Source organism: Photobacterium sanguinicancri, assembly GCF_024346675.1.
Lineage (GTDB): Bacteria > Pseudomonadota > Gammaproteobacteria > Enterobacterales > Vibrionaceae > Photobacterium > Photobacterium sanguinicancri.
This window is the reverse complement of record NZ_AP024850.1, coordinates 3,589,411-3,602,575: the sequence shown is the minus strand read 5'-3', so window position 1 is coordinate 3,602,575 and position 13,165 is coordinate 3,589,411. Positions and strand designations below refer to the sequence as shown.

At 47.0% G+C, this 13,165-nt stretch carries 13 protein-coding genes; 8 read left to right on the top strand and 5 right to left on the bottom strand.

Annotated elements, in window-relative coordinates; genetic code table 11:
- Positions 1-25 precede the first annotated feature (25 nt).
- A complete protein-coding gene (locus OCU87_RS16585; protein WP_261857579.1) occupies positions 26-796 on the top strand; it encodes a class I SAM-dependent methyltransferase in 771 nt (256 codons plus the stop codon).
- A gap of 174 nt (positions 797-970) precedes the next feature.
- Positions 971-1,351, top strand: a complete 381-nt coding sequence (locus OCU87_RS16580; RefSeq protein WP_062690316.1) for a hypothetical protein — start codon at positions 971-973, stop codon at positions 1,349-1,351.
- Between the two features lie 352 nt (positions 1,352-1,703).
- Here the strand turns inward: OCU87_RS16580 and OCU87_RS16575 are convergent, their stop codons facing one another.
- From OCU87_RS16575 to hemC, 4 genes are read right to left on the bottom strand one after another with little or no spacing between them, the layout of a single operon-like run.
- Entirely contained in the window at positions 1,704-2,891 is a 1,188-nt protein-coding gene (locus OCU87_RS16575) for a heme biosynthesis HemY N-terminal domain-containing protein (protein WP_261857578.1), read from the bottom strand.
- Positions 2,888-4,114: a uroporphyrinogen-III C-methyltransferase gene (gene hemX, locus OCU87_RS16570; protein WP_062690318.1), complete on the bottom strand. Its 1,227-nt coding sequence runs from the start codon at positions 4,112-4,114 to the stop codon at positions 2,888-2,890. Before hemX ends, OCU87_RS16575 begins: the two co-directional genes overlap by 4 nt.
- 4 nt (positions 4,115-4,118) lie before the next feature.
- Positions 4,119-4,874, bottom strand: coding sequence for a uroporphyrinogen-III synthase (locus OCU87_RS16565; protein WP_261857577.1), 756 nt, complete (start codon positions 4,872-4,874; stop codon positions 4,119-4,121).
- The gene (hemC, locus tag OCU87_RS16560; protein ID WP_261857576.1) at positions 4,874-5,806 is read right to left on the bottom strand and encodes a hydroxymethylbilane synthase; all 933 of its coding nucleotides are present in this window, start codon (positions 5,804-5,806) and stop codon (positions 4,874-4,876) included. The genes OCU87_RS16565 and hemC overlap by 1 nt, the downstream gene beginning before the upstream one ends.
- Before the next feature lie 398 nt (positions 5,807-6,204).
- Between hemC and OCU87_RS16555 the strand changes: the two genes are divergently transcribed.
- Entirely contained in the window at positions 6,205-8,769 is a 2,565-nt protein-coding gene (locus tag OCU87_RS16555; protein ID WP_261857575.1) for a class I adenylate cyclase, read from the top strand.
- Positions 8,770-8,868: 99 nt separating this feature from the next.
- On the opposite strand, the gene cyaY is transcribed toward OCU87_RS16555, so the two are convergent.
- Positions 8,869-9,180 (bottom strand): iron donor protein CyaY, encoded by a 312-nt coding sequence (cyaY, locus tag OCU87_RS16550; protein WP_062690319.1) that lies wholly within the window; start codon positions 9,178-9,180, stop codon positions 8,869-8,871.
- A gap of 77 nt (positions 9,181-9,257) precedes the next feature.
- On the opposite strand from cyaY, the gene lptM reads away from it, so the two are divergent.
- From lptM to xerC, 5 genes are read left to right on the top strand one after another with little or no spacing between them, the layout of a single operon-like run.
- Positions 9,258-9,371 carry an LPS translocon maturation chaperone LptM gene (gene lptM / locus OCU87_RS16545; RefSeq protein ID WP_083540904.1) on the top strand — a complete coding sequence of 38 codons (114 nt, stop codon included), beginning with the start codon at positions 9,258-9,260 and terminating at the stop codon, positions 9,369-9,371.
- A gap of 25 nt (positions 9,372-9,396) precedes the next feature.
- A complete protein-coding gene (gene lysA, locus OCU87_RS16540) occupies positions 9,397-10,647 on the top strand; it encodes a diaminopimelate decarboxylase (protein ID WP_062690320.1) in 1,251 nt (416 codons plus the stop codon).
- A 59-nt stretch (positions 10,648-10,706) separates the two neighbouring features.
- Positions 10,707-11,537: a diaminopimelate epimerase gene (dapF, locus tag OCU87_RS16535; protein ID WP_062690321.1), complete on the top strand. Its 831-nt coding sequence runs from the start codon at positions 10,707-10,709 to the stop codon at positions 11,535-11,537.
- On the top strand, positions 11,534-12,250 hold the full coding sequence (locus OCU87_RS16530) for a DUF484 family protein (protein WP_062690322.1): 717 nt from the start codon (positions 11,534-11,536) through the stop codon (positions 12,248-12,250). The genes dapF and OCU87_RS16530 overlap by 4 nt, the downstream gene beginning before the upstream one ends.
- Positions 12,247-13,161 (top strand): tyrosine recombinase XerC, encoded by a 915-nt coding sequence (xerC, locus tag OCU87_RS16525; protein WP_261857574.1) that lies wholly within the window; start codon positions 12,247-12,249, stop codon positions 13,159-13,161. Before OCU87_RS16530 ends, xerC begins: the two co-directional genes overlap by 4 nt.
- Positions 13,162-13,165: the final 4 nt, after the last annotated feature.

Below are 13,165 nucleotides of genomic sequence, written 5' to 3'. Positions count from 1 at the left end.
TTAGCCGCATTTACCGGAGTATTTTGTGCAATTAGCTTTAATCTGTGAAGCCCCACAACGTCAGGGCGAGCTAGACCAATTAGCGCAACGCTGGGGACTTAGCCATACTGATAGCAGCGATTTTGCGTTGGTACTTACTGAAGAGCGTCTTGAACTGCGTAAGTTAGACGAACCTAAGCTGGGTGCAGTGTATGTCGATCTTGCTGGTGGTGCCGCTTCTCATCGTCGTAAATTCGGTGGTGGCCGTGGACAAGCGATTGCTAAAGCTGTTGGCCTTAAAGGCGGTGTGATGCCTAAGGTGCTAGATGGTACCGCTGGCTTAGGGCGTGATGCTTTTGTGCTGGCAAGCTTGGGTTGTAAAGTGCAGATGGTCGAACGTCACCCTGTTGTGGCTGCACTGCTTGATGATGGCTTAACCCGTGCTAAACAAGATCCTGAAATTGGTGGTTGGGTAAGTGAACGGTTGACGTTACTGCACGCATCAAGCCAGCAAGCTTTGATCGACTTAGCGGATAATGCTGACTTTGAAGCACCAGAAGTGGTGTATTTGGATCCTATGTATCCACATAAAAAGAAATCGGCATTGGTGAAAAAAGAGATGCGGGTATTCCAATCGCTAGTCGGTGCGGATCTGGATGCTGATGGCTTATTAACACCGGCACTGGCGCTAGCGACTAAACGGGTGGTGGTTAAACGCCCTGACTATGCTGAATTTTTAGATTTGGTGAAGCCTTCTACGGCGATTGAAACTAAAAAGAATCGGTTCGATGTTTATGTAAAGGCGGCCATGAAATAAACCCCATCAAGCAATGACGATTGGTTGGCGCTACTAGAGAGAGGGGCGCCTTACTGGTATAACTGCAGACATGGAAGAAATACGTCTACAAAACAGCACACGATAATAATGCGCCGCACCGAGATGTGGCCTCGTTTTGAGATGAGTAAGTCGCTTTTGCTTGGAGAGTCGTCAATGGCAAAGTCATTATGTAAGTATCGTCGCGTCGAAATTGCCGACAAGATTGCCATTATTAGCAAGATTGTCAGTGAACCTAATTTTATGTGTTCGAGCTGTGCGCGTGTCGCCAGTGAGAAAGTGTATCTGTGTAAACCCAGCGCATTAGTCTCTCAAGCGCGTTTAGCGAAAGTTCAGCCTGCATCGAGCATGAGCACCATAGTGCCAGAGATGACCGCGCTAAAAGAACATGAAGCGCAACCAGAGCAAGACTTGGGTAAAAAAGTCACTAAGTTGGCGAAGAAAAAAGCCAAGCGGTTAAAGCAAGCTGCGAAAGCGGTGAAGCGTTATAACCAAGCGGTAAAGAAAGCGCAAAAAACAGAAGAGGGTGACGCGTAGTCGTTGGCCGTACTTATGGATAATAAACAATAAAAAAGCCTCCGATAGTGGAGGCTTTTTTATGTCTGAATCACGCTTCTTTTACAAGAACCGCTGTCATCACACATGTGATCACTGAAACAATGATGCCTGAAACAAGTAGCCATGCAAACATATCCATTTCGGTTGTCCATTTGTTAGCGAGAAGAAGCTATATTGAATAACGTTTACAAAACGCTATCAATGGTGTGGATATAAGATGAAATAACTATTAACACTTAGAAACAATTATGTTGCTGGGGAAAGCTAAATCATTGGTTATGGGTATAAAAAAAGCACTCCGAGGAGTGCTTTATGTTATTTGCTAATAGATTTAGATCTTAGCAGGAAGTGCTAATGTTAGTGCTTGACGAGAAACCGACGCGGCACCTTGTTCATCATTGAGTTTTTCTAGCACTTTAACCAAATGCGCGTAATCGGTCACATCAGGACGAAGCGCGATAGCTTGCTCGAAATGACCTTTTGCTTCTTCCCACTTTTCATCTCGCATAAACAGTTGCGCCAGTGCGCTATGCGTCACTGGGTTGTTGCTGTCGTAGCGTAGTAAATCTTGCAGGCGAACAATCGCTGGGTGGTTATCTGGCAGATTCAGTTCAGCCACTAACTCAATTAAGGTGTCGTTGCTTTGCTTTTTCAGCGAATCACGTAGCACTGCGTACGCTTCGCTATCTGCTTTTTTGGTGATCATTTGGCGAACAAAGCAGGCCACGAGTTCTGGGCGTTGCTTGTCTTTACGGCTAAGGCCGTTCCAGTGACCCATTAGGCCATCGCTACCACTGTGTTGAGCTATGTGTACCATCAAACCACATTCAGCCTTCTGAGCCAGTATTACAGCTTCTTCAGCCGTAATAACGTGTTGTTTCTCAAGCTGAGGTAGTAGGGCTAATAACGGTTTCCAATCTTCAAGCTGGATGTAGCACTCTTTGAGTAGGCCCAGCATGATCGGGTTGCGACCGTGGTTTTGTTTGATATCACAAAGTGTAGCTAATGCTTGCTCATATTCTTTTTGGCGTAACTGTAGCTTGGCACGAGTTAACGCAACAGCGAGGTTTTGGCTATCAAGGTCAGAGGCTAAGCGAAGGTAATCATCACGTTGTTCTGTATCGCCTTGGCCTTGTGCGGCTTCCGCTGCAGCCAAGTAGTTTAGCATTGGTGTATCGCTGTACTTCACCGCTTTCACAACGAGCTTTTCTGCTTGTTTCCAGTCACCTTCGATCACTTTCATCAAGCCGTTTGCTGTGAGTGCTCGCGCTTTACGGGTTTTACGACCCGCAAACCAGCCACGAGTTGAACTGCTGAGTGAGAAGATACGTTTTAGGATGTTTTCGAGTAAGAACAACACGCCTAACAACACCACAACACATAAGATAAGCGTAGTGACACTCATTTCTATGGTTTGGTTAGCTGCTGATATCAGGACATAACCTTGATTACCTGCCAGCATAGGGCCAACCACGACACCAGCAATCAGCGCCGCTACAAGTAGTAACAGTTTGATCATGCTGGATTCTCCTCAGTGCTGATTGGTTTTACTTGGTTGCGAAGACGTTCACTGATCAAATCGGTGATTAACGGCTGAGATTGCAAACGCGTAGGGTAGCTAGCTTCAATGCCTTCACCCGCAAGTTGATCCAGTGTTTTGATGAAGCTTTGGGTTTCAGGGGCATCTTGGTTGTAGAACTGCTGCGCCCAGTCTTTCGCCATGACCAGCGACTTGCTGTATAGCTCACCTTCTTCACGGTAAACCGCTTTGATGGCTGTCTCTAGCTTAGATTTGATATTTTCTTGCAGATAGAAATCTTGTTTTGGTGAAAGCAGAGGTATCACGCTGCCATCACGCTTACGGTACGTAATGAAATGATCGCTGAAGTTCTGTAGCGATGTCATTAAGTTAGTTTTCCAGTCGTCTACCGACGTGCTGACTGTTGTGTCTTCTACGACTTCAGCTTCTGGCATGATGGCATTGGCCAATGGCAGGTTTGCCACTTGTTCTTGTAGGCTGGTTAAGCGAAGCACCAAGCCATCACGATCGATACGTGCTACCGATTTTAGTGATGTAATATCGGTGTTCATTGCTTTACGCACAGGCGTCAGACTTGGGTCGTTCAGCTCGGCAATACGGTTGTCCGCAGATTCCAGTAAGACAGTTGCGCTCACCACATCATGCTCTAACCATAATTTACGGCCCGCCATTTTCACCAAGTAATCCGCTTCAGCCAGTAACCAGTCGTTCGGACGACGGCCTTTCATTTCTGCGAGGGCGAGTTGTAAACCTTGGATTGATTGCTCTTGCTGAGTAATCGACACGTCGGTGCCATGTAGGCTTTGCTCTACTTTACCCAAGGTTTCTTGTTGGTTTGCAGCAAGTGCTGCTTTCATGCTGGTCAGTTGCTGTTGTAGCGCGGCAACTTGGGCATTTTGGGTTTGGGTTTGTTGATGGCCGTGATAATAAAGGCCAGCACCCAGAGCAATCACTAACGCAATGGCTATTGCGCCAGTTTTACTGCCACTTTTTTTGTCGGCGGGTGCTGCAGGCTGTGCTGTAGCTTTGGCCTCAGGTGCTGATTTCTCAGCAGAGCTTGTGGCTTTTTTGTCGGCTTCTTTTTGTGCTGACGTTTGTGGCTTACTTGCGTTAGCGCTCGCCTGCCCTTGCTGGTTGGTTGGCTTAGCGGCAGCTGAGCCATTTTCTGCAGGAGTGTTATTATTGGTTTTTTTATCAGTCATCCGATTATCCCATCGTGCCTATCTTGCTTAGGAACGTGAATAGCGCGTTATTGGATGCGCTGCCCACGGTGGAAAAGTTTTTAAAACCAAGCTGTTTTGCTTGGTTTGCAATCCTTTGGCTTGGTACGTAAAGCTGGCGTTGATAAAACCAAGCCTGTTGGTTTTGCGGTATTGCGGCGCATAAATGCGAAAGTTGCTCACCGCTGGTTACAACTAACGCTGTTACATCTTGTGATTGCCACTGCTGACAGAGTTGCTCCCCATTTAAAGGTAGCAAGCATCGTTGGTAGCATTCACAATAACTTACTTGGGCGCCACGTTCGCTAAGTGCTTGATGAATGAGCTCTCGTCCACCATTACCGCGTAAAATAATTATACGGCGTTGATTAACGTTGGCTAATTCAGGTAGTGCAAGTAAGCCTTCACTATCACATTGATGCTGTGGCTGGTGTACCGATTGTCCCGTTGCTTTGCTCAGGGCAGCAGCCGTTTTATGACCAACAGCTATATAATGCACGTTTTTTGGCCAGCTAGCACAGTGTGAAAGTAAGTAATTGTGAGCTAAATTTACTGCATGAACACTGACGGCAATCAGAAAATCATTTGGTTGCAGTAAATTTAGTTGAGAAATGAGGGTCGGCAGGTCGGGACCTGCCTGGATTGTAAGGAGTGGTTGGACAATGGCTTTGATCCCCGCACTGTTAAGCTGTTGAGCGAGTTGCTCACCATCGGGTGATGGGCGGGTGATCAAAATGGTCATTACGCGTTGCCGTACAATTCATCAAGAATGGTTTTAGCGCCATCAGCCAGTAGTTGCTCTGCTAGTTCTGTGCCGAGTTTTTCAGCATCAGCGGCAGCGCCAGAAATCTCGCCACTTACAATCTTGCTACCATCGGGCTCACCCACAAGGGCACGTAACCAGATTTGGTCACCATCAAGCAAAGAGTAACTGCCGATTGGCACTTGGCAGCCACCTTGCAGGCGATTGTTCATCGCACGCTCACACAAGACGCGCGTTGCGGTGTCTGGGTGGTTAAGTGGGGCTAATAAGCGGCGGACACGCTCATCATCTAAACGACATTCAATGCCTACTGCGCCTTGGCCTACAGCTGGTAGGCTGACTTCAGGCTCAATCGCACAACGAATACGGTCTTCCATTTTTAGACGGATAAGGCCAGCACACGCAAGAATGATGGCATCGTATTGGCCTTCATCAAGTTTACGTAAGCGTGTGTTAACGTTGCCGCGTAAATCCTTCACCACAAGATCAGGACGGTTGGCGCGTAGTTGGCATTGGCGACGTAAGCTAGATGTGCCCACAATGGCACCTTCAGGCAGTTCATCAATGTTGTTGTAGGTATTCGAGACAAATGCATCACGTGGGTCTTCACGTTCACAAATTGTCACTAAGCCCAAGCCTTCAGGGAATTCGACCGGTACATCTTTCATCGAATGCACGGCAATATCGGCGCGGTCTTCTAACATCGCCACTTCCAGCTCTTTCACGAACAATCCTTTACCACCCACTTTGGCGAGTGGGGTATCAAGGATAATGTCGCCTTTAGTGACCATAGGTACTAATTCTACCGTTAAGCCTGGGTGCGCTTGTTCTAGTTCAGCTTTTACAAATTCAGCTTGCCACATGGCGAGTGGACTCTTGCGCGTAGCAATACGGATGGGTTTATCGGTCATAGAATAGGATCCATAAAAAGGCGTTATTTTCGCTAATCGTATCACTCCTGCCGCGTGATGGTAATGAACAACTAGTCAGGAATGCATGGAAGTTGTATTGTCTTGAAATGTGTCTCGATTAATGTGATATTTCTCACATAACCCTCAAGATGCCACGGTAACCCCGTTGGTGCGCTGGCGAAATTGCCGGAATATACTAGCTTGAGGGATGAGGCAAAAGGATAACGCCGGCCATCACCGCATCTGCTATTCATAAGTTGTCATAAATCGTCACTAACTTTACGAGTAATGCAAAAAGTGTTAGATTGATCACGTTTTTGCTCGTATGTAGAACGTTCTCTACACTATTAATGACAAGATTTGGGCCGCTTAATGCTGGCAGCTCTTGGAAGAGTAATTTGCACAACTATATTCAGACGCTAAAAAGTAGACTGGATGCACTTCATATACTTCGTAATGAACGTGCTCATGCCGCAATGACGGCGACCTCGCAGCAGGTGTATCACTTGTTGCCTGTCTTACTGCATTATAATCACCCTGCAATTCCGGGCTATCTCGATCAAGAGGTACAGCACGGTATTGTGTCGTTTTCGCTATCTGAGCAACAGCAACAGTTCGTTGACGACTGTGGGTTAGCTGTTGGCGCTGAACTAACACTTCCTTCTAATGGACTCTCTTCACCGATCCTGGGCTTGTATGCGATGGGCAGTACCTCTTCGCTGGGACAAAGCTTGACCAGCGATTTGGATATTTGGGTCTGTATTCGCACCAATATGCCAGTTGATGAGCGTGAAGCGCTCGACAGCAAATGTTCCCTGATTTCTGATTGGGCGATGGCACAAGGTGTTGAAGCTAATTTCTTTTTAATTGATGAAAATCGATTCCGCGACAACTTCTCTGAAGCCATGACTGGGGAAAACTGTGGTTCAAGTCAGCACTTGTTGCTATTGGACGAGTTTTACCGTTCTGCCGTGCTAATGGCAGGCCAGCCGCTATTGTGGTTTATGGTACCGCCAGAAATGGAAGAGTGTTACGACGAATATGTCGATTACCTTGTTTCTGCTGGTCATATTCGCCGTGAAGAATGGATCGATTTTGGCGGATTAACCCGCATTCCAGCTGAAGAATATTTTGGCTCAAGCTTATGGCAGCTTTATAAGAGTATCGACTCACCGTATAAGTCGGTACTGAAAGCCATTCTGCTTGAAGCTTATTCTTGGGAATACCCGCATACCCAGCTACTGAGCGTAGATGCTAAGCGTCGCTTCTTTGCGGAAGAGCGCTTTGAGTACTGTATGGACGCGTATTACCTGATGCTGGAAAAAGTGACTCGCTATCTTGAACGTATCGACGATCACCGTCGTTTAGATTTAGTGCGTCGCTGCTTTTACCTTAAAACCCACGAGAAGCTCACCCGTGAACCGTCTTCTGGTTCAGTGGCATGGCGTCGTCGGGTGTTGCAAGAATTGACTACCGAGTGGCAATGGTCACACGAAGTATTAAGTGAACTTGATAATCGTCGTAATTGGAAAGTCGGTCAGGTTAAACGTGCTCACAATGAGCTGCTTGATGCCTTAATGCTGAGCTACCGTAACCTGATCCGTTTTGCGCGTCGTAACGACATTACCTCGGCAATCAGCCCTGAAGATATCAGTATTTTGGCGCGTAAACTGTACGCGGCATTTGAGGTGCTTCCGGGCAAGGTGACGCTGCTGAATCCGCAGATTTCACCGGATTTGCACGAATCAGACCTGACATTTATTCAAGTACCAGCGGGGCGTACTAATGCTGCAGGGTGGTATTTGTACAAGCAGCCGCTCGATCCATACGCGATTTTGGGGCAGCCATCGTTAGAGCATAACCGTTACCTCAGCAAGCTGGTGGCATGGTCCTACTTTAATGGTCTGCTAACGGAATCAACCTGTTTGCACAATGTGGTGCGTGACACCGATTTGGATATCGATAAGCTGTACCAATTGGTCAGTGACATTCGTAATACTTTCCCTATTCGTCGCCCACAGCCAAGTTTACAAGCGTTATCGAGCCCATGTGAAATTCGTCAGTTAGGGTTATTTATCAACCTTGAAAATGATCCGACGACTGAATTAAAAAATCGCTCGATCCGTTTTGATTTTAAAAACACCGATATTTTCAGCTACGGCCCAGACCAGCAGTGCTTAGTCGGCAGTGTTGATTTGGTGTACCGCAATTCGTGGAATGAAGTGCGTACCCTGAATTTCAGTGGTGAAAATTCGATGCTTGATGCGCTGAAAACGGTGTTGGGCAAAATGCACCAAGATGCGATTCCACCAGAATCGGTGGATGTGTTCTGTTATAGCAAACACATGCGCGGCTTGATCCGTAACTTGGTGTATCAATTGGTGGCTGAGTGTATTGAAATGCGCTTGAAGCCGGTTGAACAAGAAAAACGTCGCCGTTTTAAAGCCATTCGCATTGGTGACCAAACCCATGGCCTGTTCTTTGAGCGTCGTGGTGTATCGGTACAGAAGCTGGAAAATTCGGTCGATTTCTACAGCTGCATTTCCAGTAACAAGCTGATTGGTTCACCGCAGTTGGTGATGGGTAAGACGGATGAACCGCATCCACCTGAAATTGTTGATGCGTATGCGAGTGAAGGTTTAATCCAATTTTTCTTTGAAGATTGCGATCAGGGTTTCAATATTTATATTTTGGATGAAACCAATCGGATTGAAGTATACCGTCAATGCAGCGGCGATAAAGACGAGATGGTGCACGGTGTAAACCGTTTCTACACCTCAGCACAAGATCGCTTCAGTTACAGTGCGAACTTCATTAACTTCAACCTGCCGCAGTTTTATGACATCGTGCATTCTGAATCTGGTGGTTGCCAAGTTATTCCGTTTAAGAGTGGTCAGCAAGTACAGCGTCGACCTAGCTCTGGTAGCTCAGCAGCAGCCGTTATGTCGTTTTCATCGCGTTAATTACTTTGCTCAACCTTAATGAGCAATAAAATAAAAAAGCCTTCCCGTTCATCACGTTGGAAGGCTTTTTTGTTATGTGGCAAGCAAAAGAAGCGGTGGTTACCACTCCACAGCTTCACCTGCATGCAAAGAACACTCACGTTTAACCAAGGCAAAAAACTCTTCGCCACTGCGGGTGCAGCGCCATTCTGTGCCATCAAATTTGAAATGGTAGCCACCAGATTTAGATGCCAACCACAATTCATGAAGCGGCTCTTGGCGGTTAATAACGATTTGGCTACGGTTTTCAAACTCCAGTGTCAGGACATTACCAGTCGTCTCAGGCTCGATATCTGCACCCGATTCATCGATGCCATCTTCAAGTGCTTGTAGGGCTAGATCAGCCAAGTTGTGAAATTCAGTATCATTCATCCCATTACGTCCTATTGCTTTTCCTATTCTTGGTGCGATTATAGAGGGCATTGAAACGATAATCACTGGCTTTAAAAATGCGTAAAGGTTTATTAGCGATTTTAGTACTGGGTGTGTTGGCGATCTCGGGTTGTGGCCAGAGTGGCGCATTGTACATGCCGCAAGATGCCGATCAGCAACAACAACAGTAGCGATACCGAACAGGGAAGAAAGACATTGGATTACTTTAATTACCAGCAAGATGGCCAGTTATGGGCCGAAGAAGTGGCACTCACTGAGCTCGCCGAGCAACATGGCACACCATTGTATGTATATTCTCGTGCGACGTTAGAGCGTCACTGGAAAGCGTTTGATCATGCGGTTGCCGATCAGCCACACCTCATTTGCTATGCCGTGAAGGCAAACTCGAACATTGGTGTACTGAATGTTCTGGCGCGTTTGGGATCGGGCTTCGACATTGTTTCGCAAGGTGAGTTAGAACGTGTAATAACGGCCGGTGGTGATCCAGCCAAGATTGTCTTTTCGGGGGTGGGTAAAACCTCGGCCGAAATGAAACGTGCGCTAGAATTAGGTATAAAGTGTTTCAATGTCGAATCTGAACCTGAGTTAGAGCGTTTAAACCGTGTTGCGGCAGAGCTTGGTGTTATTGCTCCTATTTCACTGCGTATTAACCCAGATGTGGATGCGAAAACGCACCCTTATATTTCAACGGGACTGCGTGATAATAAATTCGGTATTGCCTTTGACCGTGCACCAGTGGTGTACCGATTAGCGCACAGTTTACCGAATTTAAAAGTGACAGGCATGGACTGTCATATTGGCTCTCAGCTGACGGATATCGATCCGTTCATTGATGCGACAGATCGCTTACTGGCGTTGGTAGACGAACTAAAAGCGGAAGGCATTTATATCGATCACCTTGATGTCGGTGGTGGTTTGGGAGTGACGTATAATGAAGAGCAGCCACCGTTACCGTCGGAATACGCAACGGCGTTGCTCAAGCGGTTAGAGAATCATCCTGAACTTGAACTGATTTTTGAGCCTGGTCGAGCCATTGCGGCCAATGCGGGTATTTTGCTGACTCGCGTTGAATACCTCAAACATACTGAACATAAAAACTTTGCCATTATTGATGCGGCAATGAATGATTTGATCCGTCCAACCTTGTACCAAGCATGGCAAGATATTATCGCTGTTGTTCCTCGTGATGGTGAAACTACTGAGTATGATTTTGTCGGACCAATCTGTGAAACGGGTGATTATCTGGGTAAAGAACGCCTGCTTTGTTTAGCTGAAGGTGATCTACTCGCGGTTCGTTCGGCGGGTGCTTATGGTTTTGTGATGTCATCGAATTACAATACCCGCGCCCGCGCGGCTGAAATTATGGTCGACGGTGATACTGCACATGTTGTTCGCCAACGTGAGCAGCTAGAGCAACTTTGGCAGTCTGAATCGCTATTGCCTTAATCTTTACGGTATTGAACACACAGGCACCTCTATGGGTATAACTATAAAAAAGGAACAACATGCAGATTAATTTTTCCAAAATGCATGGTTTGGGCAATGACTTCATGGTGGTCGACTGTGTCACACAAAACGTATTCTTCTCACCTGATGCGATCCGCCGCTTAGCGGATCGCCATCGTGGTGTCGGTTTTGATCAGTTGCTGGTAGTTGAACCGCCGTACGATCCTGAAACCGACTTCCATTACCGCATATTCAATGCGGATGGCAGTGAAGTTGAACAGTGTGGCAATGGTGCGCGTTGTTTTGCGCGTTTTGTCTGGATGAAAGGGTTAACCAATAAGTACCTGATTTCGGTTAGCACCAAAGCGGGCAAAATGTTACTGAAGCTTGAGAACGACAACCAAGTCACCGTCAACATGGGTGAGCCGATTTTCGAGCCGAGCAAGATTCCATTTCGTGCCAAACAGACAGAAAAAACCTATTTATTGCGCGTCGGCGATAGCACCCTTTTTTGTGGTGCGGTCAGCATGGGCAATCCTCACTGTGTCACCGTGGTGGACGATGTAGATACCGCTGGTGTCGAAACGTTAGGGCCATTGATGGAGTCGCATGAACGTTTTCCTGAACGTGTTAATGCTGGTTTCATGCAAGTGATTAGCGCCAATGAAGTGAAGTTGCGTGTGTACGAGCGTGGCGCAGGTGAAACTCAGGCCTGTGGCAGTGGTGCGTGTGCGGCTGTTGCGATTGGCCAGCGCCAAGGCTTGCTCGACGAAAAAGTAAAAGTAGTATTACCTGGTGGTGACCTGCACATCAGCTGGGCTGGTGAAGGGAAACCCCTCTACATGACTGGGCCTGTGGCGCATGTCTATGATGGACAAATTGTATTATGACCGATGTATCGCAACTGGATGAACTGACCGAAGTGGTGTCAGACACCCCGTTGAATGACAAATTACACGATGAAGCGGTGGCGGAGTATTTACTGAGTCACCCTGAGTTCTTTTTACGCCAGCCTGATTTGCTGGCGTATTTGCACATACCACAAAGTGAACGTGGCGTAGTGTCTTTGGTTGAAATCCAGCTTGAGCGTTTACGCCATAGAGTGAATGAACTGGAAGGCAACATTACGCGCTTAGTGGATATCGCCGCGAAAAATAGCGACTTACATGCGTTATTTTCACAAGCACAGGTGAAGTTGTTCCAAACTCACAATATCTATCAAGCTTTGCTCGTGCTGGATGAATTAACCACTGAATTGAACCTTGAATACAGTTTGCGTTTGTTCGATAGCATGGACGATAACTTATTTTTAGATCGTCGCGAGTTTGAATCTTTCCGTGTTTCACATATGTCTCGTCGCTCGGTGTATTTAGGCCGCTTGCGTAAAAAAGAGAGTGAAATGCTGTTTGAGCAACCACCACAATTAGGTTCATTTGTGGTGTTACCGCTAGGACTAGACCGTCCGATTGGAGTCTTGAGTTTCTCAAGTGCCGATGGCGGGCATTTTCAGCCCAATATGGATACCTTGTTTGTTGAACAGTTGGCGTTGATCATTTCGCGTTTGATCAGCCACTGGGAATACAGCCGTGAGATATTTGAGTGAGTGGGTTACCCGTGAGCTTAGAAAAGTCGCTTAATCGCTTTTACGAGTATATTCGTAGTGAGCGTGAACTGAGCTTACATACTCAGCATAACTATAAGCGTCAGTTAACGACCATGGCAGAGCAGCTAGTGGTGCTCGGCGTGACAGATTGGCAGCAAGTGGATGCTGGCTGGGTACGTCAGCTTGCGAGTAAAGGCATGCGCGATGGCTTAAAAGCCAGTAGTTTATCGATGCGTTTATCGGCGCTGCGCAGCTTCTTTGATTATTTAGTTCAGATTAAAGTGCTAGCTGCCAATCCAGCGAAAGGGGTATCGGCACCGCGTAAAGCGCGGCCGCTACCGAAAAACCTCGACGTCGATGAAATGGATCAGCTGCTGAATGTGAACGAGGATGATCCATTATCGATTCGTGATCGTGCTTTGATGGAATTGATGTATGGCGCGGGATTACGTTTAGCTGAAATTGTCGGCGTGAATGTTCGTGACATCAGTTTAAGCAAAGGCGATCTTCGCGTGATAGGTAAAGGTGATAAAGAGCGGATAGTGCCGTTTGCAGGTCTTGCCCGTGAATGGGTGGCAAAATGGCTAAAAGTTCGTGGCCAATTGGCGAGTGCAGGTGAACCTGCGTTATTTGTTTCTAAGCTAGGTACCCGTATTTCGACCCGTAATGTTCAAAAACGGATGGCTGAATGGGGGCAGAAACAATCAGTGTCGAGCCACATTAGCCCGCATAAACTCCGCCACAGCTTTGCTACCCATATGCTGGAATCGAGCGGGGATTTACGTGCGGTACAAGAACTACTGGGTCACGCGAACCTATCAACGACCCAAATCTATACCCATCTTGATTTTCAACACCTTGCGAAGGTGTACGATGAATCCCATCCACGTGCCAAGCGCGGCAATAAATAATGTG